We start from the raw sequence: 25,178 nt of genomic DNA, 5'->3' as shown, positions 1-25,178 counted from the left end.
TCGTGATATGGATTTTAATTTTATTCAGATTCTTTTAGTTGCAGTATTTGCATTTATTGCAGGTATAGATCAATTTAGTTTCTTGGAATCATTATATCAACCAATTGTATCTGGTGCTGTTATCGGAGCAATTCTTGATGATTTACAAACTGGACTTATCGTTGGTGGTACTTATCAATTAATGACAATTGGAAACATGCCTGTAGGAGGAGCTCAACCTCCAAATGCTGTTATAGGTGGAATAATGGCAGTTGTATTTGCTATTTCTTCTAACTTAGAACCGGCTGCTGCTGTTGGACTAGCTTTCCCATTCGCAGTACTGGGACAATATTGTGTAACTTTATTATTCACAATTATGTCTCCATTAATGTCAAAAGCTGATAAATATGCTGATAATGCTGATACAAAAGGTATCGAAAATCTTAACTACATGGCAATGGGTCTATTAGGATTATTCTTTGCTTTAGTAGTTGTTATCGGATTAATCGGTGGTTCTGCCGCTGGTGAAACTATAACAGCATTATCTGAAAAGCACGCTTGGTTCATGGACGGTTTAAGCGCTGCTGGTGGAATGATGAGATACGTTGGATTTGCAATACTTTTACGTATTATGTTATCAGGCGATTTATGGGGAATCTACTTTGCTGGATTTGGTATTGCTACTATTATAGGAAAAATAGATGGATTAAGTGGTTCAGCTCTATTAATCATAGCATTTATAGGAATTGCCATTGCTATCTATGACTTCCAAACTAGTGTAAAAATGAAGAGCAGTGCTGCATATGCACCAGTAGGAGGAGGAGATGACGAAGATGGAATCTAATTCAACATTATATAAAGATTTAACTCCAGCTAAACAACTTGATAAAAAAACTTTAAATCAAATGGTTTGGCGTTCATTATTCTTACAGGCTTCATTTAACTATGAAAGAATGCAAGCTGGAGGATGGTTATACGGTATATTGCCTGGATTAAAGAAAATCCATACTAATAAAGAAGACTTATCAAAGTCAATGAAACACAACCTAGAATTCTTTAACACTCACCCATTCCTAATAACTTTCGTTATGGGTATAATTCTTTCTTTAGAGCAACAAAAGGCAGATACTAACACTATCAGAGCCGTTAGAGTTGCTGCAATGGGGCCCCTAGGTGGTATTGGAGATGCAATTTTCTGGTTTACTCTAGTTCCTATTACTGCCGGTATAACTGCAAATATGGCTATAAGTGGTTCTCTAGCTGGACCAATATTGTTCTTAATAATTTTTAATGCTGTTCAATTTGGTATAAGATATTGGTTAATGTACTGGTCTTATAACTTAGGTTCTAAAGCAATTGATATATTAACTAAGAATGCTAAAGAATTTACTCGTGCTGCTTCTATGTTAGGTATATTCATAGTTGGTGCTTTAACATCTAACTATGGTGTAACTAAATTAGCAATTGAAATACCAAATGGTGAATCACCAATAATTATTCAAGATATATTAGATGGTGTATTACCTCAAATGATTCCTCTAGGATTAACATTATTACTATTCTTCTTACTTAAGAAGAAAGGTTGGAAACCAGTTACTTGTATAGTTCTTTTACTTGTAATAGGTATAGTTGGTGCATTAATTGGTCACTTATGTGGCTTCACAATGTGGGCAAAATAGAAATAACTTTAAAGAAGCTGGATTTTTCCAGCTTCTTTTTCATATATTAAAATACTTATTAATATTATTCCCTTTATTTAAAATTTCTATTCTTCCATAAACATTTTTAAATCATCTTCAACATTAGTAATACCACCAATTCCAAAGTTTTCAACTAAAACTTTAGCTACATTAGGTGAAAGGAATGCTGGAAGTGTTGGTCCTAAGTGTATATTCTTAACTCCAAGATATAATAATGATAATAATACTATTACAGCCTTTTGCTCATACCAAGCAATATTAAATGCTATTGGTAATTCATTAATATCTTCTAATTCAAATACTTCCTTTAATTTTAATGCTATTAATGCTAATGAATAAGAATCATTACATTGACCTGCATCTAAAACTCTTGGAATTCCATTTATATCTCCAAGATCTAACTTATTATATTTATATTTAGCACATCCTGCTGTTAATATCACTGTATCCTTTGGTAAAGCTTTTGCAAAGTCTGTATAATAATTTCTTGATTTAGCTCTTCCATCACATCCTGCCATAACAAAGAATTTCTTAATAGCTCCAATTTTAACAGCTTCAACAACTTGATCTGCTAATGCTAATACTTGTGCATGAGCAAATCCCCCTATAATTTCTCCTTGTTCTATTTCTGTTGGTGCCTTACACTTCTTAGCTTGTTCAATTATTGCAGAGAAATCTTTAACGCCATTTTCATCAGCTTCTATATGAACGCAACCTTCGAAGCCTGCTGCTCCTGTTGTATACATTCTTGATTTATAGCTTTCATTCTTTGGTGGCACTATACAGTTAGTAGTCATTAATATTGGTCCATTAAAGCTTTCAAATTCTTCTCTTTGCTTCCACCATGCATTACCATAGTTACCTACTAAATGCTTGTACTTCTTTAAGTTTGGATAATAGTGAGCTGGTAACATTTCTGAGTGGGTATATACATCTACTCCTGTTCCTTCTGTTTGAATTAATAATTGTTCAATATCTTTTAAGTCATGTCCTGATACTAAGATACCTGGATTTTTACCTACTCCTATATTTACTTTTGTTATTTCAGGATTTCCATAAGTTTCAGTATTAGCAGTATCTAATAATGCCATACCATCTACCCCTACTTTTCCTGTTTCTAATGTTAAAGCAATTAATTCTTCAACAGTTAATGAATCATCTAAAAGCTTAGCTAAAGTCTCTTGCATAAATGCATCTATTTCTTCATTATCATATCCTAAAGCATTAGCATGTTTTGAATATGCTGATAACCCTTTTAATCCATAAGTTATAAGTTCCCTTAATGATCTTACATCTTCATTCTTAGTTGCAAGAACTCCAACCTCATCACTATTTGACTTTTTATACATTTCTTCATTTGAAGATGTCTCCCATAAAGCAACTTCTGATAAATTTTCTTTATTATCTAATTTTTCTATTAACTCTCTTTTTATTCTTAAAGTTTCCTTTACTCTACCATAAAATACTTCGTTATCAAAATTTGCATTTGTAATAGTTGTAAAAAGGTTTAATGTAATAAAATGATTTAACTCTTTATCAATCTTTTTTCCTTCTTTTCTTACTCTTGTTGTTACTTCTGATAATCCTTTAGTAGCATATATTAATAAATCTTGCATATTTGCAAGTTCTGGACTTTTTCCACATACACCAAACTTAGTACATCCTGCACATCCTGCAGTTTCTTGACATTGAAAACAAAACATCTTATTTTCCATATTTAAAATCTCCTCTTAAAATGTATTTTTTAATCTCTATGTGATTATTCTACATATATACAGAAAAAGAATCTGTAACACATGTTACAGATTCTTTTTCTAATTAAATAATTCTTCTTCTAAACTTTCTATATCTAATATAATTATTTTTTTTCTATTAAACTCAATATAATTCATATCCCTCAAATTAATTAATTCTCGTGATAATGATGGTCTTGGAATACCTAATAATGATGCTATCTCCTCTTTAGTATTCTTTAATATAATAGAATTGCTTTTTTGCTCCTTTACTTCATTTAAAATATAGTTTATAACTTTTTGTCTTATACTTTTAAAAGATATGCTTTTTATTTTGGAATTTAAAATAAAAACTTTATCACTTAATAGCGAAATAAAATTTTCCAATATTTTTTCTTCATTAGAACACATTTTTAATACATCACTCTTATTTATAAAGAGTACTTTGCATTCACTCAATGCTATTACAGTCGCAGGATATGTCTTTGCTTTTGAAAATACTAAGGCTTCTCCAAATACATCTCCTTCAAATATTCTGCTTAATACTATATATTTTCCATTAGAATATAATCTTTGTATTTCTACAGTTCCATCCAATACTAATGATAAGCTTCTACATTCATCATCTTCATTTGCAATTATTTCACCTTTACTATATGTTTTTATATAATATTGGATTTCTTTCAAAACATTTTTTATAGTTTCATCACTTAATCCAATAAATAATTGATTTTTCTTTATTATTTTAATTATTTCTTCCATAGAATACTTCCTTTTTTATTGTATAGGTAATATAATAATAAATTCACTACCCTTTCCCTTTTCACTAACTACACTAATTTTCACATTTTTGTCTAACTCACTTATAGTAATCGTTATCGTTCTCCCAGCTTCAGTAAATTTAATAGCATTTCCAATTAAGTTTATTATACATCTTTCTATATCTAACTTATCACAATTTATAAATAACTCCTCAATCTCTGTGTCAACTATGATTTCTAATCCCTTAACCTCAGCAAGTTCAACCATAGATAAAGCTGTATCTTCAACAAGATTTACTATATTAACTTGAACCTTATCCAACCTATAAAACCCTGAACCTATTTTAGATGTATCACTAATGCATCTAATATTTTTACTTAATTATAATATATAAATATTATATATGCTATATGAGTTTTCCAAATAGAATTCTTTACTTTAATATTTACCTCCGATATATCAGACCAAACCCCATTATAAATTCTTCCTCTAAATTCATTTTATTTAGTCCACCATCAGTACCTATCCATAAATTTTTATCATTATCTTCTACTAATGAACTAATCATATTATTACTAATGCTATTATTATCATTTTTAATATTTTTAGTTAATAGTATATCTATCACTAGCATAAGCTTTATTGCAAAATATACATAATGAAATAAATACAAACATTAAAATTAAATAATTTAATTTTAATATTAAATTTAAGTATTTTCATATGGTAATAGAGATATACTAAATTATACAGAATTATTTATTCTTTCTATTTTAGGAGGTACATGATGAATAGTAAGTACACTGATCTGTTTGATATATTAATAAAATCTTATTATGATGGGAATTTTGATGAGACCCTTAATAAAATAATTACTTGCCATGAAAATTCTCCACAAGAAACTTTTGAAATAATTACTTCATTATGTGGAGTAAAAGTTGACTTTGATAATAATTATGTTTATAACTTAAAAAAAGCAATAACTAATTATAATGTAAATAAAAAAATAGTAGAAAAACTAGAATGCTCCTGTACAAACTGTAATCCTGATGAAAATAATACATATGGTTGTCAAAGAGCCTGCCCCTTTGATGCGATAAAATTTGATTCTGATAATAATACAACATTTATTGATAATAATGTTTGTATTGATTGTGGTATTTGTGTTGATTCCTGTAATAATGGACGTATTTTAGACAAAATAGAATTTCTGCCAATATTAGATTTATTAAAAAATAATAAAACTGTAATCGCTGCTGTTGCCCCTGCTATTATAGGTCAATTTGGTAGTGATGTTACTATGGATCAATTAAGAGCTGCTTTTATTAAAATTGGGTTTACAGATATGATTGAAGTTGCTTTTGCTGCTGACATGTTGACTATAAAAGAAGCAGTTGAATTTAATAAACATGTAAAAGGTCCAAATGACTTAATGATAACTTCTTGTTGTTGTCCTATGTGGGTAGGGATGTTAAAGAAAGTTTATAAAGAACTTCTTCCTAACCTTTCACCTTCAGTTTCTCCTATGATTGCAGCTGGTAGAGTAATTAAATCTTTAAATAATGATGCAAAAGTCGTATTTGTAGGGCCTTGTATAGCTAAAAAAGCAGAAGCAAAGGAAAAAGATGTTGCTGGTGCAATTGACTTTGTCTTAACTTTCCAAGAGCTTAATAATATCTTTGAATCTTTAGAAATTCATCCTAGAGACTTAAAAGGAATTCCATCTATAGAATATACATCTAGAGGCGGAAGATTATATGCTCGTACTGGAGGAGTTTCAATTGCGGTCTCAGAAGCCGTAGAAGAACTTTATCCGAATAACATTAAAAACTTTAAAGCTAGAAAAGCAGAGGGAGTTAAAGAATGTAAAGCAGTGCTTAATGATGCTTTAGCTGGTAAAGCAAATGCAAGCTTTATTGAAGGTATGGGTTGTGTTGGTGGTTGTGTTGGTGGTCCTAAAATTCTAGTTCCTCCTGAAGAAGGTAAAAAGGCAGTGGATAACTTTGCCTACGATGCTTCAATAAAAGTAGCTGTTCATAGTAAAATTCTTGATGATGTCTTAGATAAATTAGGAATAGACTCATTAAAAGATTTTGAAGATCCTAATAAAATAAGCATTTTGGAAAGAGATTTTTAATTATTCTATTAATTTTATATAATATAAAAATGAGTTATGCCTAATTGACATAACTCATTTTTAATAATAAAATTCTCTTCTATTTTATTTCCTCTTCATTAACAATAAAATCACTAAAATTATTTAAATCAGTATCTATTTCCTTACTATTACTTATTAATCTAATATTAGTAAATTCTACTCTACTAACTGGTAATTTAAGTTTCATAGTACTATTAACAATATCTATTTTATAATAATTTTGCCTCTCACCTTTAAACTCCATCTCTTCAATACAATCTACAACACCGATTCCTTGACCTGGATAAACAATTTTATCTCCTATATTAAACAAAGTTTCAATCTTGTTCATATACTGTAATATCAATAACAAAATTACCACACAAATGATTACGAGGTGAGTTACTATGAGTATAAAATCCAAAGAATACTTTCCACATAATTCAAATTCAATGTATATTTATAGAGGTTTTAATAATAATTTAATTAACTTCAAAAGTTCAATCGATTATTTTAATAATAATAAAATTCAGGTTAGATTTGATAACGGTACAACCAATAACGTAAATATTTACGAATATACTAATAATGGGATTAAACTTTCCTTTCAAATTAGAAATGCTTGTCATCATCAAAATTTCTTAGATGAATCTAATAATATGGATAATTATTTAATAAGGGAGCCTGTTGTTAAAAATAATATGTGGCTTTTATCTGATGGAAGCAAACGTTGTATCACTAACGTAGATATAAAAGTTAAAACTCAATTTAACTTATTTCCTTCAGCCTTAGAAATTGTTACTGTATCTAAAGATAAATCTAAATTTTCTGTAGATTACTATGTACTAGGCATAGGTCTTGTTAAAAGTATATATTATATAAAAAAAAGAGGATTATTATATTGTGAGCTTGAAGAGATAATAGAAAATTCCTCTTTCTCTGAAAATGTTAAAATATATTATCCTGATGAAAATTTAAATACTATTTGGTATTCAAATAAAACTTTAAACTATAATACCAATGAAGATATAACTTTAGGCTTTTCTAAGCTCCTCCAAACACCTCCTATAGGATTGCTCCCATTAATAAATCGTAATACAAAAATTAATAAAATGTATTATAATTATAAAGATAATTTTGCTCATATAGACTTTCACGAAGGTATTATAAATATTTTAAAAGAAAATATACTTAAAACAAAAGCCTTCTTTGATTGTATTTATAATACCTTAAAAAATTATTATAAAACTGAAAAAATATATATAACAATTAACAATCATCCTTATACAGATTATTTTAATCCTATTATCCCAACAGATGATATTAATATTATCCAGTGGAAAGTTCAAAACTGTAAATATCCCTTTACCTATGTAGTAAAAGATAAAGATACACTAATTAATATATCTAATAAATTTGATATTAGTTATAAGAAGATTGCTAAATTAAACAATATAAAAAATCTAAATAGACTTTCTAAAAGTCAAGTACTTCAACTTTATTCATCTGGTGTATATAAAATAAAAGAGGGAGACTCCTTAGAAACTATTTCTGAAATGTTTAATTTAAGCATTAATAAGATAATAGAACTTAATAATATATCAGATTTAAATCTTATTACAGTAGGTCAAAAAATTAAGCTATGTTAAAAACAAGGTGGGTTTTATAATCCACCTTGTTAAAGTTTAATTACTTATATTTGTTATTTTAATAGTTAACTTTTATGCTTCTGCACCTTCAAATTGGCTATTATAAAGATTTGCATAGAATCCATTCTTAGCTAATAACTCTTCATGATTTCCTTGCTCAACTATATCCCCATCTTTCATAACAAGAATAAGGTCTGCATCTCTAATAGTAGATAATCTATGTGCAATTATAAAGCTAGTTCTTCCATTCATCAAATTATCCATAGCCTTTTGAATTAATACTTCTGTTCTTGTATCAACAGAACTTGTGGCTTCATCAAGTATTAATATCTTAGGATTTGCTAGTATTGCACGGGCAATAGTTAATAATTGCTTTTGACCTTGTGATACATTACTTGCTTCTTCATTAAGTTCCATATCATAACCATGAGGTAATGTTTTTATAAAGCTATGAACATGAGCTGCTTTAGCTGCTTCTTTAACCTCTTCATCTGTAGCATCTAATCTACCATAACGTAGGTTTTCCATTATAGTTCCATTAAATAACCATGTATCTTGAAGAACCATACCAAACATTTTTCTTAAATCACTTCTTCTAAAGTCTTTAATATTATGTCCATCGATTAAAATAGCACCATCATTAACATCATAGAATCTCATAAGAAGCTTAACCATTGTTGTCTTACCAGCACCAGTTGGTCCTACTATAGCAACTCTTTGACCTGGTTTTACACGAGCTGTAAAATTGTTAATAATAGTTCTTTCTGGATTGTATCCAAAATGAACATTTTCAAACTCAACCTTTCCTTCTATCTCTTCAGTGCTTACTGGATGTTCAACGTCTAAACTTTCTTCTTCTTCATCTAAGAATTCAAATACTCTTTCAGCAGCTGCTGCAGTTGATTGAAGTACATTGGCTATTTGTGCAGTTTGAGCAATTGGTTGCATAAATGACCTAATATATTGAACGAAAGATAAAATATCACCAACTTCAATAACCTTTTTAATAGTCAGCCATCCACCAAGTATTGATACTATTACATATCCTAAGTTACCTACAAAAGTCATTATAGGCATCATCATACCTGATAAAAATTGTGATTTCCATGCGCTATTGTAAAGTGTATCATTAAGTTCATTAAATTTATTAATTTCTCTTTCTTCTGCATTAAAAGCCTTCATTACATTATGGCCAGAATAAACTTCTTCAACTTGACCATTAACATATCCTAAATACTCTTGTTGAGTCTTAAAATATCTTTGAGACTTCTTAACAACAAAAGCAATTAACCCTGCTGATACTGGTACTACAATTAATGAAGCTAATGTCATTATCCAGTTTATTGAGAACATCATTATAAGTACACCAATAAGTGTAGTTGCTGATGTTAACATTTGTGATAAACTTTGATTTAAAGTTTGGCTTACAGTATCAACATCATTTGTTACTCTTGATAATACTTCACCATGAGTCTTAGTATCAAAATATTTAAGAGGCATTCTATTAATCTTTTCTGATATTTCTTTTCTCATATTATAGGATACCTTTTGGGCAATTCCTGACATTACCCATCCTTGTACTAATGAGAAAATTACACTAACTAAATATAGTCCTACTAAAAATAAAATTATTTCTCCTATACGAGTAAAATTAATTCCTTCTGCATTAGTAGTTGTAACTTTTTTTACTAATCCATTAAATATCTCTGTAGTTGCTTCCCCTAATATCTTTGGTCCTACAATTGAAAATGCAGCAGAACCAATAGCAAATATTATAACTATTATTATTGATAATCTATAAGGCCTTAAATATTTCCCAAGAGTTTTCATAGTCTTTTTGAAATCTTTAGCCTTTTCGCCACCTCTTGCCATTCCACCCATTGGACCTCCACCCATTGGGCCTCTCATTTTATGTTTACTCATTTGAAAGCTCCTCCTTTGAAAGTTGTGATAGAGCTATTTGTTGGTAAACTTCACAGTTTTCCATAAGCTCTTTATGAGTTCCTTTACCAACAACCTTGCCTTCATCAAGAACTATAATTTGATTTGCATTCATTATAGTGCTTATTCTTTGAGCAACAATTAAAAGTGTACTTTCTTTTAATTCAGTATTTATTGCTTTTCTAAGTTTAGCATCAGTCTTAAAGTCTAACGCAGAGAAACTATCATCAAATATAAATACTTCTGGATTTTTAGCTATAGCACGAGCAATTGCTAATCTTTGTTTTTGTCCACCAGATACATTTGTACCGCCTTGAGCAATCTCTGTATTAAATCTTTCTTCTTTACTGTTTATAAACTCCATTGCTTGAGCAATTTCAGAAGCCTTTATCATATCTTCATCAGCTATATGATCTCCACCATACTTTAAGTTACTTTCAATTGTACCAGAGAATAAAAGTCCCTTTTGCGGAATAAATCCAATTTTTTCTCTTAAATCATATTGAGATACATTTTTTATATTTACACCATCAATCAATATTTCACCTTCTGTTACATCATAGAAACGAGGTATTAAATTAATTAATGTTGATTTACCACTACCAGTACTACCAATAAATGCAGTAGTTTCTCCTGGGAATGCTTTAAAGCTAACATTACTTATTACATCTTCATCTGCACCAGGATATCTAAATGAAACATTTTTAAATTCAATAGTTCCTTTTTCATCTTCATTAAACATTTGTAGTTTTTCAGAATCTTTAATTGCTACATCAATATTTAGAACTTCAGATACACGTTGAGCAGAAACCATTGCTCTTGGTAATATAACTGAAACCATTGATATCATTAAGAATGCCATGATTATTTGCATAGTATATTGCATAAATGCCATCATTGTTCCAACTTGCATAATACCTTCATCAATTCTATGTGCTCCAACCCATACAATTAATAATGTTATTGCATTCATAATGAACATCATTAATGGCATCATTACTGTCATAACTCTATTAACAAAAAGATTTGTTCTTGTTAAGTTTTTATTAGCAACTTCAAATTTTTCTTCTTCATGCTTTTGAGTACTAAATGAACGAATAACAAGCATACCAGTTAAACTTTCTCTTGTAACAAGATTTAGTCTATCAACAAGCTTTTGTACACTTTTAAACTTTGGCATAGCAAAACTGAATAATACAATTACTAAAAGTAATATTGATATTACTGCAACTACAATTACCCATCCCATTGATGCTCCAGTGTTAATAACTTTAATAACACCTCCAATACCTAAGATTGGTGCATAGAATACAATTCTTAATCCCATTACAACAAGCATAAGAATTTGTTGTATATCATTTGTTGTTCTTGTAATAAGTGATGCCGTTGAAAATTCATCAAATTCTGTATTTGAAAATCCTACAACCTTTTTAAATACATCTTTTCTTAAATTTCTACCTAATGCAGCACCAACTCTTGCCGCAATAAAACTTACAATAACTGTAGCCACCATACTAATTAAAGCAATACCTACCATTTTTAATCCAGACATAATTACATAGTTAGACTGAAGCTTATCAGTATTAATTCCAACTTCTTTATATTGTTCCTTAACATAACTAGTAGCAGCTTGAGTTATCATACTCTCAGGCATATCCTCTAATTTCTCATCTACATTTGCTAACATATTATCTATTTGTTCTTGAGACATCATACTTAGCATTTCAAAAGAATCCATAGTAGATAAATCCATGCCTTGTGGAGCCATATTATCAATACCAGGAACTCCTTCTAACCCTTGTGATTCTAACATTGAAACAATAAGCATTGGCTTTCCAAATATATCATTTAACTTGTCTATCTTTTCCTCTTTACCAGTATTTAACTTATAAGTACTTTCATTTTTTAATTCTGGATAATCTTTTACATACTTATTATACTCATCTGTAGTAAGATTATCTTTATCTAACAAAGTATAATTATCCTTGATAACATTTTTTTCATCATCATTCATGAAAATAAATAATTTTTCCATTTCCGATGATTTAATAACTTTAGGAACAGCATTTTCTACTCCGCCTTGTTGTATTCCTACATTAACTATATTGGACATATAGTCTGGCAATGATAAATCACATATAGCTTGAACAAATAAAAGTGCTATTGCAAGCATCATTGAACCAAGAAAAGGCTTTAAGTGTTTTAATAAATTAAGCATAAGCTCTCCTCTCCTTATTTAAATTTAATATATTTCTATTTTTATAATAATTATATTTTTATAACTATTCTCTGTCAATAAAAATTGTTACTTTTTATAATAGTTATATTTTTATAACTATATATTGTAAACTATTTTTTAATAGATTATAATATTATCAATTAGTATTGTAAGGAGGCTAACATGACTACTTTAAATTTAAATGATATATCTGATAATTTATATCTATTATTATTCTCTCTAAATAAACATATTTTTAACCCTAATGTTCTTGCAAAAAAATTTAATATTCCTCATTCACATATAAAAGTATTATTTTATTTAGTTCATAACGGACCACTTCCTATTTCTAAAATGGCAAAAGAACTTTGTATATCTAAGCCTAATATGACACCTGTAATCGATAAATTAGTTGAAGATGGCCTTGTTACTAGGGATTATAATCCTACTGATAGGAGAGTTATATTAATACAAGCTACGCCTAAAGCCCTAGAAGTTTTAAGGGAGGGTAAAGAATATATTAAAGAAGTAATAAAAGAAAAACTTTCTCCTTTAAGTGATGAAGATATAAGCAATTTATCTTCTTCTTTAGATACATTATTAACTGTAATAAAGAAATTTTAGAATCACCTTTATACTATATTTTTAAATATAAAAATTTGTTCTAAAAATAAAAGCTCACTTTGTCTCTTCATCAAAGTGAGCTTTTATAAAATTTAATTTTATATAAATACGAACTTCATTACAAATATTATTCCAATTATTACTGTAGTCCAAGTAACCTCTTTCCATCTTCCAGTAAATACCTTTAATATAATATATGATACAACACCAAATACTATCCCATCTGAGATTGAATATGCAAATGGCATCATTATTATTGTTAAAAATGCCGGAATTGCTTCTGTATAGTCTTCTAAATCTAACTCCTTTATATTTTCAATCATAAACAATCCAACAACAACTAAAACTGAAGCTGTTACTGCTGAAGTAATTACTCCAAATACAGGTGATAAGAATAATGCTAAGAAAAACATAAATGCTGTAGATATTGCTGTTAATCCTGTTCTTCCACCTTCTGCTACACCTGCAGCACTTTCAACAAAAGTACTAACTGTACTTGTTCCAAGACATGCTCCTACTGTTGTTCCTACCGCATCTGCTAAAAGAGCCTTTTTAATATTAGGAACCTTTCCATCTTTATCTAGCATATTTGCTTTAGTTGCAACACCTACTAAAGTTCCTATTGTATCAAACATATCCATAAATAATAATGTAAATAATGCTATTGCCATATCCCAAGAGAAAATATTATTCCATTCAAATTGCATAAATGTTGAACTTATTGATGGTGGCATACTAAATATTTTATTAGGAATATCTATTATGCCCATTGGTATACCTATTACTGCTGTTATTATCATTCCTAAGAATAAAGCCCCTTTAACTTTTCTTGCTACCAATATTCCTGTAACTACTATTCCTATAATTGCTAAAAGTCCTGTTCCTGACGTAATATTACCTAAAGAAACTATTGTTCCATCATCAGCAGGATGAACAACTATTCCAGCTCCTTCAAGTCCAAGTAATGCTATAAATAATCCTATTCCAACAGAAATAGCTCTTTTAATATTTACTGGAATTGAATCAACAATAGCCTCTCTCACATTAAATACTGTTAATAATAAGAATATTAATCCTTCTAATAAAACTGCCGTTAATGCAAATTGATATGAATATCCCATTGATAAAACTACAGTATATGCAAAGAACGCATTTAATCCCATACCTGGTGCTTGAGCAAAAGGTAATTTGGCATATAACCCCATTACTAACGTTGCAACTATTGCTGATAATGCAGTTGCCGTAAATACAGCTCCTGAATCCATTCCTGCAGCTGATAAAATTGAAGGGTTGACTATTAATATATATGCCATAGTCATAAATGTAGTAATACCAGCTATAAATTCTGTTTTAACATTTGTATTGTTTTCTTTAAGCTTAAAGAAATTATTTAAAAAATTGTTCATTAAAATATAATCTCCTTTTTACCTTTTATTACTTAAAATTTACTCATTTCTCTAATTATATAACGAGTTTACTTTTATATAATAGCAGAAATTTTTAAAATGCCAATACTTTTAACGAACATTTCTTCATTTTTTTATTCATTCGTTCACACATAATAACTTTTTATACATTTTTATATTTTTTTTAGATATATATATACTATTCCCTAGAAATTAAAATAAAATTTTTAATTTACTTTTTTGATAAAAGTAGTATAATGTTTATTATAATTGCAAATTATTATCATTTGACTTTAGGAGGACAGGTTATGAAATTAAAATTCCCAAAACTACTGACACTACTTATTACAACATCATTCTTATTTATAGGTTGTAATAATGTAGATTCAAATAAAACTAATGAAGATACTTTAAATATAGTAACTTCTTTTTATCCACTATATATATCAACAATTAACATTACAAAAGATATTCCAAATGTAACTGTTACAAATATGACTAAATCACAAACAGGATGTCTTCATGATTATCAGCTTACACCTCAAGATTTAAAAACATTAGAAAAGGCTGATATTCTAGTTGTAAATGGTGCTGGAATGGAATCTTTTTTAGATGATATAATTTCACAATACCCTAATCTTCAAATAGTTGATGCAACTAAAGGTCTCTCTCTTCTAGAAGATGATACTCACAGCCATGATGACCACGATCATGATCACGATACTGAAGATGAGCACTCTGAAGATGATGGGCATGATCATGAATATAATGCTCATGTATGGGTTAGTGTAACAGGTAACATAGAAGAAGTTAAAAATATTTCTTCTCAACTTGAAGATTTAAATCCTGAGAATAAAGAAGCTTACGAAGCAAATACCAACACTTATGTTTCTAAATTAGAAGACTTAAAAAACGAAATGCATGCAGAGTTAGATAACTTACCAAATAGAGATATAATTACATTCCATGAAGCATTTCCTTACTTTGCTGAAGAATTTAATTTAAACATAGCTGGGGTTATTGAAATAGAACCTGATTCTGAACCTTCAGCAAAAGAAATTGAAGAGATAATTAACACTATAAAAGCTAAAAATATAAACTCTCTATTTACTGAACCTCAATATTCTTCTAAGGTTGCAGAAACTATCGCTACTGAAACTGGTGCTACAGTTTATGAACTAGATCCTATAGTAACAGGAGACTCTACTACTGATGCTTACGATGATTATATAAATAAAATGAAAAAAAATCTTGATGTATTAAAAGAGGCGTTAAAATGATAAAAAAAGCTAACTTTAATAAAAATAATAGCTGCAATAACTTTTGCTGCACAAAAATTGAAAACTTTTCTGTTACTATTGGTAATAATGAAATACTTAAAGATGTAAATCTCCATATTCATTGTGGAGAACTTACATCTATTATTGGACCAAACGGAGCTGGTAAAAGCACACTACTTAAAGCCTTACTTGGAGAAGTTAAACATTCTGGAAACTTAAATTTTATTGGGCAAAATGATAATAAATATCATCAACCTATAATTGGATATGTTCCTCAATATTTAACATTTGATAAAGATACTCCTATTAGTGTGCTTGATTTATTTGTCTGTTGTAAGACTTCTCTGCCTTCATGGCTAAGACCTAAAAAGAAAATACGTGAAGATGTATTAGAAAGCTTAAAAAGAGTAAAAGTTCCTCATTTAATAGATAGACGTCTTGGAGCTTTATCTGGTGGAGAACTCCAAAGAGTTCTACTTGCATTAGCTCTTGATCCAATTCCTAATATACTACTATTAGATGAGCCCGTATCTGGAGTTGATCAAAATGGACTAGAATTATTTTATGAAATACTTATGGACATCAAAAAGAATTATGATTTATCAATTATCTTAGTTTCTCATGATTTAGATTTAGTTTATAAATATTCTGACCGTATAGCACTTGTAAATGGCACAATAGTTTGTTCTGGTACTCCAAAGCAAGTTTTTAATAATCCTGCTACACAAAAAATATTCGGATTATCATTAAATCATTCTAATGGAGACTCATCTAAAACAGGAGGAATTTAAGATATGTTTGATTCTATATATAATTTTATTCATCTAATACTACCATTTCAATGGCTATCTTTTGATTTTATGAAAAATGCTTTTTTAGCTATTTTAATAGTTACTCCTCTTTTTGGACTTTTAAGTACTATGGTTGTTAGTAATAAAATGTCTTTCTTTGCTGATTCCTTAGGTCATGGAGCTTTTACAGGAATAGCTATTGGAATTCTTTTAGGTGGTATTGACCCGATGTGGGGAGCAACACTATTTTCAGTTTGTTTTGCAATATCTATAACAATAATAAAAAACAAGGGAACTTCATCAACAGATACAATAATTGGAGTTTTCTCATCTACTGCAATAGCTTTAGGCTTAGTACTTATGAGTTTTTCTAGTAGCTTAAGTAAATTTTCATCTTACTTAGTTGGAGATTTACTTAGTATAACTCAAAAAGAAATTATTTTACTATTTGTTGTATTTATTGTTGTTATTGTACTTTGGACTTTAATATTTAATAAACTAATTATAACAAGTTTAAATCCCTCACTTGCAAATAGCCGTGGTATGAATACCTTATTAATAGAAATTATATTTACTTGTACCATAGCTGTTATAGTTACTTTAACTGTAAGATGGGTAGGTTTATTAATAATAAACTCCCTTTTAGTTTTACCTGCTGCCGCAGCTCGTAATATTTCTAAAAATGTTCGTCAATATCATTTATTTTCAGTATTAATTGCTGTATTCTCTGGTATTACAGGACTAATAATTTCATATTATTTAAACACTGTTACAGGCGCAACAATTGTTCTTGTATCAGCAGTAATATTCTTTATCACTTTAATTATTAGGCGCAAATTTGTATAATATAAATAAATACTGCCTGGAGGTAATAAATTGAATAATGAAATTAACTTTAGTGATATACTTAAATCAAAAGGATTAAAAATAACTAAGCATAGAACCTCTGTACTTCAGGTACTATCTGAAAGTACACAACCTCTTAGTGCTGAAGAAATATATTCAAAATTAAAGGAAAATTCAATTTCTATAAATTTATCATCAATTTATAAAATATTAGATTCCCTCTCTAATAAAAATGTAATTTCTAAATGTATTTTAGGAGATGACAATAGAACATCTTATGAAATGAATACTTCTGAACATAGACATCACTTGATTTGTAAACAATGTAAAGAAGTATTTCCTATAACCGATTGTCCTCTTTGTGTTTATGAAAAGCATCTAAGAGATGATATGGATTTTGATGTAACCGAGCATCGCCTTGAAATATATGGTTATTGTAGAAACTGCAAAAAATGACTAAGGAGTAGAATTCTCGCTTAGTCATTTTTATTTACTATTTATTAACAATGCCTATTTTATAAATTGTAGTATGTTTATATTCTTGTCCAGGTTTTAACACTATATTAGAAAAACCTGAATGATGTAAACTATCTGGGAAGTATTGTGTTTCAAGACATAAGCCTTGCCTCTTTTTATACTTCACTCCACCCTTTCCAATTTCATTCTCATTTAAAAAATTACCTGTATAAAATTGTATTCCTGGCTTTGTAGTAAATACTTCTAATAATCTTCCACTATTATCCTCTATAACTTCTGCAGCCTTTTTAAGCTCTCCTGTATAGTCATCAATAATCCAGTTATGATCATATCCATTCCCATTAATTAATTGATCATATTCTTTATCTATATCTGCTCCAATACACTTTAAATTACTAAAATCCATAGGTGTTCCTTCTACACTTCTTATTTCACCAGTAGGTATGCTTTCAGAATCTGCCGCAGTTATATTTTTTGCATAAATTCTAACCTTATGATCTAATACATCTCCTGAAGCATGACCTTTTAAGTTGAAGTATGAATGATTAGTTAAATTTAAAACTGTGCTTTTATCACATTTCCCATAATAATTAATAATCAATTCATTTTCTTTTGTTAACTTATATTCAACAGTAACCTCTAAATTTCCTGGATACTCTTCTTCACCATCTTTACTTAAGTAAGATAGCTTTAAATATTCTCCATCTTTATCCTTTAAAACTTCAGAATCCCAAACTACTCTATTAAATCCTTTTAGACCACCATGAAGATGGTTGTTACCATCATTTTGAGCAAGTTTATACTTGATTCCATCTACCTCAATTTCAGCTTTTCCAATTCTATTAGCACAACGTCCAATAATAGCACCAAAATATGTTGTGGTAGTCTTATAATCTTCAAAATTATCATATCCCAAAACAATATCATCTTTTGCTCCGAATTTGTCTGGTGTAATTAGTGATAATATAATACCGCCATAGTTTGTTATTTTTATACTTGTACTTTCATTAGATAACGTGTAAACATAAACCGTTTTTCCATCAATTTTATTTAAAAGTTCTTCTCTTTGTACTCTCATTATTCCCCTCCATTAATCTAATTATTATATCATATCAATTATAGCAATCACATACACAACTGTAAACATTATTAATTTAACTTATTAAATTTTCACTTTTAAGAATTACATCTAACTCCATAATAATTTCGTTAATATCTTCTAATATTACATTATCACATTTTGAAATATCTTTAATTAATTTCTCAATATCTGCTAATGCATTATTAGGTAGTTTCTTACACATAGTATTAACTATATTTAAAAGCCTTTTTTCTCCTGGATGTGGAATTTCATTTATAGCAAATATAATATCAAAATAACTATCTAAAAAATAAGCTATTCTATTATTTAAATTTACTATATCATTTCTATTTATAGCTTTTTCTATTTGATTATAATATGATGAGAAACTTCTTTTTAATATAGGATAATTTTTACTAACTATATTTCTTTTAAGCTCTGTTGGATAACCTGTAGTATATTTCTCTTTAAGTTCTTTAAACCTTCCATTTCTATCAAAAACTATTAATGAATTAATTACATTGTGCCAAAAACATGTGCTATATCCAATATATGCATTGTATTTTTCTAAAATACTTTTTAATTGATTTTCTAACCAATTAAAATTAAAATAACCTATATCAATTTGTATTGATGAGTTCCTTAATACAAATTCATCAGATACTCCCCAAAAAGTATTATTCATCTCCATCAAATCAGAAAACTTTTTTACAATACTTTCTCTTTTTTCAACTGATATATCATTTTCTGTAATTATATTTATATCAATATCTGAGGAATTATCCTTTCTACCACTTGCACATGATCCAGCTAAAGTTATAGCAACTACTTCACCTAATCTTTTAAATTCATTAACTATCTGATAAACTATCATATTCATTCCCATAAACCTCACCCCTTTTTATTAGTTTAAAATACAATATAGAATGCAACTAATTAATTTCCATATTAAGTTACATTCTATATACTCTATTCTATTACCTATATATTTGATCTATTGTTTTATTAATACCTTTATGGATTTTGGAGCAACACTAACTATATCATAATTTAAGACTTCTATAACTTCATTTCCTGCCTTTTTATCATTAACAAATACTCCCCAATTTTCTCCGTTAAGCTTTACCTTTTCCTCTGTTTCATTTGCATTTATTATAACTGCTATTTTAGAACACTTATCATCTATATTCTTAGAATCTATTATATATGCAACTAAATTATCAGATTCAAAATCTTTTCCCTTTTCTAAGAAATGAATATTTTTTTGTATATCTTTATTGCTATTCATTCTAAATGCTTTATATTTTTTTCTTAATGAAATTAACCCCTTATAGTATTCAACTAAATCCTTATACTCAATTTTTCTATCCCAATAAATTTTATTTACATTATCAGAAGAAGCAAAACTATTTTCTACAGGTTTTCCATCTTCATCAACCTTAGTTCTTGCCATCTCTTCTCCAGCATGTATAAAACTTATTCCTTGTGAAGTTAATATTATACCAGCTATTAATTTATTCATTTTTATTAATTCTTCTTTACTAGCTTCTGGTGATACTATTTGAAGTTTATCCCATAAAGTATAATTATCATGTGCAGATGCATAAGTTATTGTTTGATAAGGTTCATTAGCCCAAAATTCATCTGAATATACTATATTATTTTTATCTACTTCTTTATGTGGTGTTGATGCAACAATGGCAAATTTTATTGTTTCTTCAAGCCCAGCTTTTCCATTTGCAAAGCCAGCCTCTTTTTCATAAAAAACATGCCCCTTAACTCCATCTCTACAATCATCACTAAAAGCTGCTATTTGTAATTCATCAAATTTATAAGTGTTTTTCTTTAAAGCTGCATCATCTTCTTTTAAAGGGCTTGGACCTCCCATCCACCCTTCACCATAGACAATTATGCTTGGATCTATTTTGTTTAATTCTTCTCTTATTAACTTCATAGTCTCTATATCATGTATACCCATTAAATCAAACCTAAATCCATCAATATGATATTCTTTAGCCCAGTATACTACTGAATCTATCATATATCTTCTAAACATATATCTATCTGATGCTGTTTCATTACCACAAGCTGAAGCATTACTATAGTTTCCTTCTTCATCTTGTCTATAGTAATATTTAGGGACAGCTTTATTTAAACATGAATCTAAGCTAAAAGTATGATTATAAACAACATCCATAACCACTCTTATTCCAACCTCATGTAAAGCCTTTATCATCTCCTTAAACTCCCTTATCCTAACATCACCTAAATATGGATTCGTTGAATAAGACCCTTCAGGAACATTATAATTTTCTGGATCATATCCCCAGTTAAATTGTGGTTTATCAAGCTTTGTTTCATCTACTGATCCATAATCAAAAGATGGTAATAAATGAATATGTGTGAATCCCATATCTTTAATATGATTTATTACAGTCTTTATATTAGTTCCTGGAATATAACTATTACTCTCAGTAAGTCCTTTAAATTTACCTTTAAATTCATCTTTTATGCCTGAAGTCTCATCTATGGTTAAATCTCTTACATGAGCCTCATATATTATAGAATCTGTAGGTGCCTTTAGTTCTGGCTTTGCATCATCTTCCCAACCTTCAGGATTAGTACTCTTCAAATCAATTACCATTCCACGTTTACCGTTAACCCCTGCTGATTTAGCATATGGATCAACAACTTCATTAACTTTTCCATCTATAGTAACTAAATAATTGTAATATTGACCATTTAAATCTTTATTAATTTCTAACATCCAAGTTCCATTAATACTTTTATTCATATTATACGCTTTAATTGGTTTACAGCTATAATTATATCCATCATCGCCATATAGCACTAAATCAACTTTTTCTGCTGTTGGTGCCCATAAAATAAACTTACTTTTTTCCTTTGAATAAACTACTCCTAGTTCTCCATTATAGTTATATAATCTTTCAAATTCACTATTAAATATTAATTCTCTCCCCATTTCCTCATCTCCCATTAAATTAAGTCTACTTTAGATAAACATAAGTTTGGAATCGTTACCAAATGTATGTTTAATATAATTTTATACCAAATTTATTTTTATATCTATAAAAAACTAGACTTTTTTTATTTTTATTATATATTCTCATAAAAATATATATTTCAAATCGAAGCTTCAGTTAACTTTTTGTATATCTTAACCTTAATAGCAATAATAAATTAAAGATAAAATAAGGGGAAAACTTATTTTATCTTTAATCCCTAATGTTTCATCATCAACCTCTCAATTAAGTTTTATATTTACTTACTCCCATTCTCCATTAATATATTCCTCATCATCTTCATATGATTCATTATTCTCTTTATTTTTTTCATAATTTATACTACTATCTGAAGTACTATTTTTATAATCACTTTCATAGTTATAAATCCATTCACCTGTTTTATATTCATTAAGTGCTTCTCTTAAAGAGTTATAATCAAATTTACTTTCATCTGGCTCTATACCATTAAATATGAAATCATGCAAAATCTCGGTATTTTGCTCTCTATCCATTATAAATACCCATCCAACTTCTCCGCCATAATTCATATCACTAGCTAATTCTGTAACTGGTATATGAACTTGTTTTGTCTCTAAGCTTGGAAATTTATAAATTGTATATGCCATATTTAAAGCATCTAAAATATCTATATTAGTATTTATATAATCAAGCATACTATTCATAACCCCAAAATACTTTGTTGGTTTTGTTTCTCTTAACTTTTCAGCAACCTTAAATAATACCTCTCTTTGTCTTTCAGTTCTCTCAAATTCATCTCCTACACCTTTCCTTATTCTTGCATAAGATAAAGCCTGTTTTCCATTTAACACTTGCAATCCACTCTCTGTAACAGGACAATCATTTCCACCTGTAGATTCACCTATATACTTATTTAATTCATCCAATTGATAATCCTTAACATCAATTTCTAATCCACCTATTTGATCGATTATAGTTTCAAATCCCCAAAAATTTATTATTATATATTTATCTATACTTATATTGTATGTTTCTTGTATTGTATCCTTTAATAAACTTATTCCACCAAAAGCCATAGCTGCATTTAACTTATAAGGTCCATATCCATCAATATTAACTAAGGTATCTCTAAATAATGATGTTAATCTTATTTCTTTTTTATTATTATCTAAAGTCGCAATTATAATAGAATCTGCTCTAGCACTTTCCTTTAAATCTCTGGCATCTGTTCCAACTAATAATACATTAGTAATACCGTCGACTTCCTTATAATCCACTTCCTCTTCACTTTTCTTCTCTACAGTCTTTACTTCTATTTCATTTGGCTCTGCATATATTTTACTTTTCACGTAATTATAGTATCCTATACTCACTCCAACAACAGCAGCAAGTACCACAAATACAGCTGAAATTATTATTCTATTTCTTAATGAATATCTTTTCTTCTTTTTCTTATTTTTCTTCTTATTTTTATCCATCCTTACTGCCTCCTAATATGTTGGATCGCTACTAACTTTCTTATTTTACCATATTTTCTACAATTTATATAGTCACTTATATAATAATTAACTATATATTTATATTTAGCTTATTTCATTATAGATATAATCTAAAAATTGAAATCAAAAAATATTTTTATATATCAAAAAAAGATTGTAAGAAAAATTCTTACAATCTTATAATTTCAATTACTTTCTGTTGTTTTGTTGAGCTTTTCTTGCTCTTCTGCAATCAACGCATCTTACTGGTTCGTTATCAAAGCCTTTTTCTTTGTAGAAAGCTTGTTCCCCTTCAGTAAATAAAAATTCTTTTCCGCAGTCTCTGCATACGATAGTCTTATCTGCCATTATAAATTCCTCCATTTTCTTAAGATTTATCATGGTTAATAACATATCTCTTGAATAGGAGAAATTTTATTAATCTATTTTAAATCTTTTAACTAGTCAAAATTTGACTTCTTCTTAATTATATCACATATATTATTTTTTACAATACTTTTATAAATTTTATTAAAATTTTTCTCATTTTGTAATATATTGTTTTTGTAAATTTGAACAATATATTTCCATAGATATTTGAATTTAATTTTAATCCTCTGTTATTAATTCACCATCAATAAAAGCCTTTTCCCATTGTTCTACATAACTTCCACTACACCATTCTGACATTATTATTTCATCATCTTCACCTATAGGTATTGTAACTAAAGGTTCTGTTATTATATTTCCATTTTCTATTTTATAAACTGCTATATAGCTGTCAAATTGAACTAACACAATCTTACATAAAGGCGATATAAATGCATCTTTAAAAAATCCTAATTGTTGCTTTAAGTTTTTCCATGATATATAAAGAGAATTATAATTTATAAATCTACTATCTGGCAGTATTGATACATTAAAACTTTCTCCTGCATCATCCATATCTTTAGGCAACAAATTTGCAACAAACCTCCATCGTCCTACACTTCTTTCGATGGCTAAATTATTATAATCTATTGAATAAATATTTAATTTATCAATTTGCTCCTTAGATAAACTATTAATTTTATTTTGAAATTCCTCTAAATATTTTTCCTTTTCAGTACCAATAAATATTTCGTCTACTTGTAGTCCATTTTTAATATTAATGTTATTTATAGGTATTATTTGATAAATTGGATAATTTCCTTCAAAAGAATTCCCTTCATATTTTCCTATCGCTATATAATCATTTCCAACAAATTTTATAGTTTTATATTCACTTTTATCTAAAATTAAATATTCAACTGTATTATTTCCTACTTTTTCATCATATTTTCCTACTTGAAATTCATCATACTCAAAGCCATTCATACTCTTTTGATTAACTTCTAATTTCCATATTCCATTTAATCTAGGGAAAATAATACTAGTTTTTTCATATATACTTCCTATTCTCCAGTTATCATGAGATATCCATAAAGTTCTATACTCATCATTACTATATACTCCATCATCAATTTTTTTACCTGGAGTTTTAATCCCTAACATAACTCCTTCTTTTGCATCAGCCTCTTCTTCATCAGTTTTATCTCCTATAGAAATATTATTATCAGCATCATCAAAATTAACATTTTTATTTAATTTACTTAATTTAAACAAACTACTTTTATATAATAATATCATCTCAGTATCTGAATTTAAAAAGAATTCACCTATCATTTGATTTTCATCAATAATAGATATTAAATCTACTGTCTCTCTACCATTCATAAAAGTGTTCATAGTTAAATTACTCTCGTATGAAATAATATAATCTCCTTTAACAGCCTTTAACTTATAACGAATATTAGATTTATAATTGCCTACAATATCAATTTTATTGTTACCTAGCTTTATTTCACCTCCAATTAAAGAATTATTCTCTTCTTCACCTTCCTCTTTCTCTCCTAATTGCTCTATTGAATCAATTCTCCACGTCCCAGTAAAGTTAAAAACATAATTACTCTCCTCATTACTATTCTTTGATTTACATCCAACAAACAATATTATAACAAGAGATAATACAATCAAAAATTTCCTACTCATA

The 25,178-nt window shown here is 28.2% G+C and carries 23 protein-coding genes; 9 read left to right on the top strand and 14 right to left on the bottom strand.

What is annotated here, in order from left to right:
- Positions 1 to 7: 7 nt before the first annotated feature.
- Positions 8 to 823: a PTS sugar transporter subunit IIC gene (locus Q0Y03_RS04990; protein ID WP_297712737.1), complete on the top strand. Its 816-nt coding sequence runs from the start codon at positions 8 to 10 to the stop codon at positions 821 to 823.
- Complete coding sequence (locus Q0Y03_RS04985) at positions 813 to 1,658, top strand: PTS system mannose/fructose/sorbose family transporter subunit IID (RefSeq protein WP_297712794.1); 846 nt, start codon at positions 813 to 815, stop codon at positions 1,656 to 1,658. Before Q0Y03_RS04990 ends, Q0Y03_RS04985 begins: the two co-directional genes overlap by 11 nt.
- An 86-nt stretch (positions 1,659 to 1,744) precedes the next feature.
- Here Q0Y03_RS04985 and hcp read toward each other — a convergent pair whose 3' ends face one another.
- The 4 genes from hcp to Q0Y03_RS04965 form a co-directional block, all read right to left on the bottom strand.
- The gene (hcp, locus tag Q0Y03_RS04980; protein WP_297712736.1) at positions 1,745 to 3,394 is read right to left on the bottom strand and encodes a hydroxylamine reductase; all 1,650 of its coding nucleotides are present in this window, start codon (positions 3,392 to 3,394) and stop codon (positions 1,745 to 1,747) included.
- A gap of 99 nt (positions 3,395 to 3,493) precedes the next feature.
- On the bottom strand, positions 3,494 to 4,174 hold the full coding sequence (locus tag Q0Y03_RS04975; protein ID WP_297712735.1) for a Crp/Fnr family transcriptional regulator: 681 nt from the start codon (positions 4,172 to 4,174) through the stop codon (positions 3,494 to 3,496).
- Between the two features lie 15 nt (positions 4,175 to 4,189).
- On the bottom strand, positions 4,190 to 4,495 hold the full coding sequence (locus Q0Y03_RS04970; protein ID WP_297712734.1) for an ATP-binding protein: 306 nt from the start codon (positions 4,493 to 4,495) through the stop codon (positions 4,190 to 4,192).
- A gap of 124 nt (positions 4,496 to 4,619) precedes the next feature.
- A complete protein-coding gene (locus Q0Y03_RS04965; RefSeq protein WP_297712733.1) occupies positions 4,620 to 4,808 on the bottom strand; it encodes a two-component regulator propeller domain-containing protein in 189 nt (62 codons plus the stop codon).
- Positions 4,809 to 4,961: 153 nt separating this feature from the next.
- Between Q0Y03_RS04965 and Q0Y03_RS04960 the strand changes: the two genes are divergently transcribed.
- Positions 4,962 to 6,311 carry a [Fe-Fe] hydrogenase large subunit C-terminal domain-containing protein gene (locus Q0Y03_RS04960; RefSeq protein ID WP_297712732.1) on the top strand — a complete coding sequence of 450 codons (1,350 nt, stop codon included), beginning with the start codon at positions 4,962 to 4,964 and terminating at the stop codon, positions 6,309 to 6,311.
- A 79-nt stretch (positions 6,312 to 6,390) separates the two neighbouring features.
- Here the strand turns inward: Q0Y03_RS04960 and Q0Y03_RS04955 are convergent, their stop codons facing one another.
- A complete protein-coding gene (locus Q0Y03_RS04955; protein ID WP_297712731.1) occupies positions 6,391 to 6,663 on the bottom strand; it encodes a CarD family transcriptional regulator in 273 nt (90 codons plus the stop codon).
- 55 nt (positions 6,664 to 6,718) lie between these two features.
- Between Q0Y03_RS04955 and Q0Y03_RS04950 the strand changes: the two genes are divergently transcribed.
- The gene (locus Q0Y03_RS04950; RefSeq protein ID WP_297712730.1) at positions 6,719 to 7,960 is read left to right on the top strand and encodes a LysM peptidoglycan-binding domain-containing protein; all 1,242 of its coding nucleotides are present in this window, start codon (positions 6,719 to 6,721) and stop codon (positions 7,958 to 7,960) included.
- A 72-nt stretch (positions 7,961 to 8,032) separates the two neighbouring features.
- Here the strand turns inward: Q0Y03_RS04950 and Q0Y03_RS04945 are convergent, their stop codons facing one another.
- Complete coding sequence (locus Q0Y03_RS04945; protein ID WP_297712729.1) at positions 8,033 to 9,883, bottom strand: ABC transporter ATP-binding protein; 1,851 nt, start codon at positions 9,881 to 9,883, stop codon at positions 8,033 to 8,035.
- Entirely contained in the window at positions 9,876 to 12,119 is a 2,244-nt protein-coding gene (locus Q0Y03_RS04940) for an ABC transporter ATP-binding protein (protein ID WP_297712728.1), read from the bottom strand. The genes Q0Y03_RS04945 and Q0Y03_RS04940 overlap by 8 nt, the downstream gene beginning before the upstream one ends.
- 183 nt (positions 12,120 to 12,302) lie before the next feature.
- Between Q0Y03_RS04940 and Q0Y03_RS04935 the strand changes: the two genes are divergently transcribed.
- Entirely contained in the window at positions 12,303 to 12,743 is a 441-nt protein-coding gene (locus Q0Y03_RS04935; RefSeq protein ID WP_297712727.1) for a MarR family transcriptional regulator, read from the top strand.
- 98 nt (positions 12,744 to 12,841) lie between these two features.
- Here Q0Y03_RS04935 and Q0Y03_RS04930 read toward each other — a convergent pair whose 3' ends face one another.
- Entirely contained in the window at positions 12,842 to 14,149 is a 1,308-nt protein-coding gene (locus Q0Y03_RS04930; RefSeq protein ID WP_297712726.1) for an NCS2 family permease, read from the bottom strand.
- 308 nt (positions 14,150 to 14,457) lie between these two features.
- Between Q0Y03_RS04930 and Q0Y03_RS04925 the strand changes: the two genes are divergently transcribed.
- The 4 genes from Q0Y03_RS04925 to Q0Y03_RS04910 are packed head-to-tail and all read left to right on the top strand — an operon-like array spanning position 14,458 to position 17,522.
- The gene (locus Q0Y03_RS04925) at positions 14,458 to 15,429 is read left to right on the top strand and encodes a metal ABC transporter substrate-binding protein (RefSeq protein WP_297712725.1); all 972 of its coding nucleotides are present in this window, start codon (positions 14,458 to 14,460) and stop codon (positions 15,427 to 15,429) included.
- Positions 15,426 to 16,220, top strand: coding sequence for a metal ABC transporter ATP-binding protein (locus Q0Y03_RS04920; protein WP_297712724.1), 795 nt, complete (start codon positions 15,426 to 15,428; stop codon positions 16,218 to 16,220). The genes Q0Y03_RS04925 and Q0Y03_RS04920 overlap by 4 nt, the downstream gene beginning before the upstream one ends.
- A gap of 3 nt (positions 16,221 to 16,223) precedes the next feature.
- Positions 16,224 to 17,066 (top strand): metal ABC transporter permease, encoded by an 843-nt coding sequence (locus Q0Y03_RS04915; RefSeq protein ID WP_297712723.1) that lies wholly within the window; start codon positions 16,224 to 16,226, stop codon positions 17,064 to 17,066.
- 30 nt (positions 17,067 to 17,096) lie between these two features.
- Complete coding sequence (locus tag Q0Y03_RS04910) at positions 17,097 to 17,522, top strand: Fur family transcriptional regulator (protein ID WP_297712722.1); 426 nt, start codon at positions 17,097 to 17,099, stop codon at positions 17,520 to 17,522.
- Between the two features lie 37 nt (positions 17,523 to 17,559).
- Here the strand turns inward: Q0Y03_RS04910 and Q0Y03_RS04905 are convergent, their stop codons facing one another.
- From Q0Y03_RS04905 to Q0Y03_RS04880, 6 genes are all read right to left on the bottom strand, one after another.
- Complete coding sequence (locus Q0Y03_RS04905; RefSeq protein WP_297712721.1) at positions 17,560 to 18,621, bottom strand: aldose epimerase family protein; 1,062 nt, start codon at positions 18,619 to 18,621, stop codon at positions 17,560 to 17,562.
- 76 nt (positions 18,622 to 18,697) lie between these two features.
- Positions 18,698 to 19,510 carry a nucleotidyltransferase domain-containing protein gene (locus tag Q0Y03_RS04900; protein WP_297712719.1) on the bottom strand — a complete coding sequence of 271 codons (813 nt, stop codon included), beginning with the start codon at positions 19,508 to 19,510 and terminating at the stop codon, positions 18,698 to 18,700.
- A gap of 108 nt (positions 19,511 to 19,618) precedes the next feature.
- The gene (gene pulA, locus Q0Y03_RS04895) at positions 19,619 to 21,607 is read right to left on the bottom strand and encodes a type I pullulanase (RefSeq protein WP_297712718.1); all 1,989 of its coding nucleotides are present in this window, start codon (positions 21,605 to 21,607) and stop codon (positions 19,619 to 19,621) included.
- A gap of 303 nt (positions 21,608 to 21,910) precedes the next feature.
- The gene (locus tag Q0Y03_RS04890; protein WP_297712717.1) at positions 21,911 to 23,107 is read right to left on the bottom strand and encodes an LCP family protein; all 1,197 of its coding nucleotides are present in this window, start codon (positions 23,105 to 23,107) and stop codon (positions 21,911 to 21,913) included.
- A gap of 210 nt (positions 23,108 to 23,317) precedes the next feature.
- On the bottom strand, positions 23,318 to 23,476 hold the full coding sequence (locus Q0Y03_RS04885; protein WP_133015639.1) for a zinc-ribbon domain-containing protein: 159 nt from the start codon (positions 23,474 to 23,476) through the stop codon (positions 23,318 to 23,320).
- A 240-nt stretch (positions 23,477 to 23,716) separates the two neighbouring features.
- A complete protein-coding gene (locus Q0Y03_RS04880) occupies positions 23,717 to 25,177 on the bottom strand; it encodes a hypothetical protein (protein WP_297712716.1) in 1,461 nt (486 codons plus the stop codon).
- Position 25,178 lies beyond the last annotated feature (1 nt).

This window comes from Clostridium sp. (assembly GCF_026168755.1).
GTDB lineage: Bacteria > Bacillota > Clostridia > Clostridiales > Clostridiaceae > Clostridium.
This window is presented reverse-complemented; position numbering and strand designations above follow the sequence as displayed.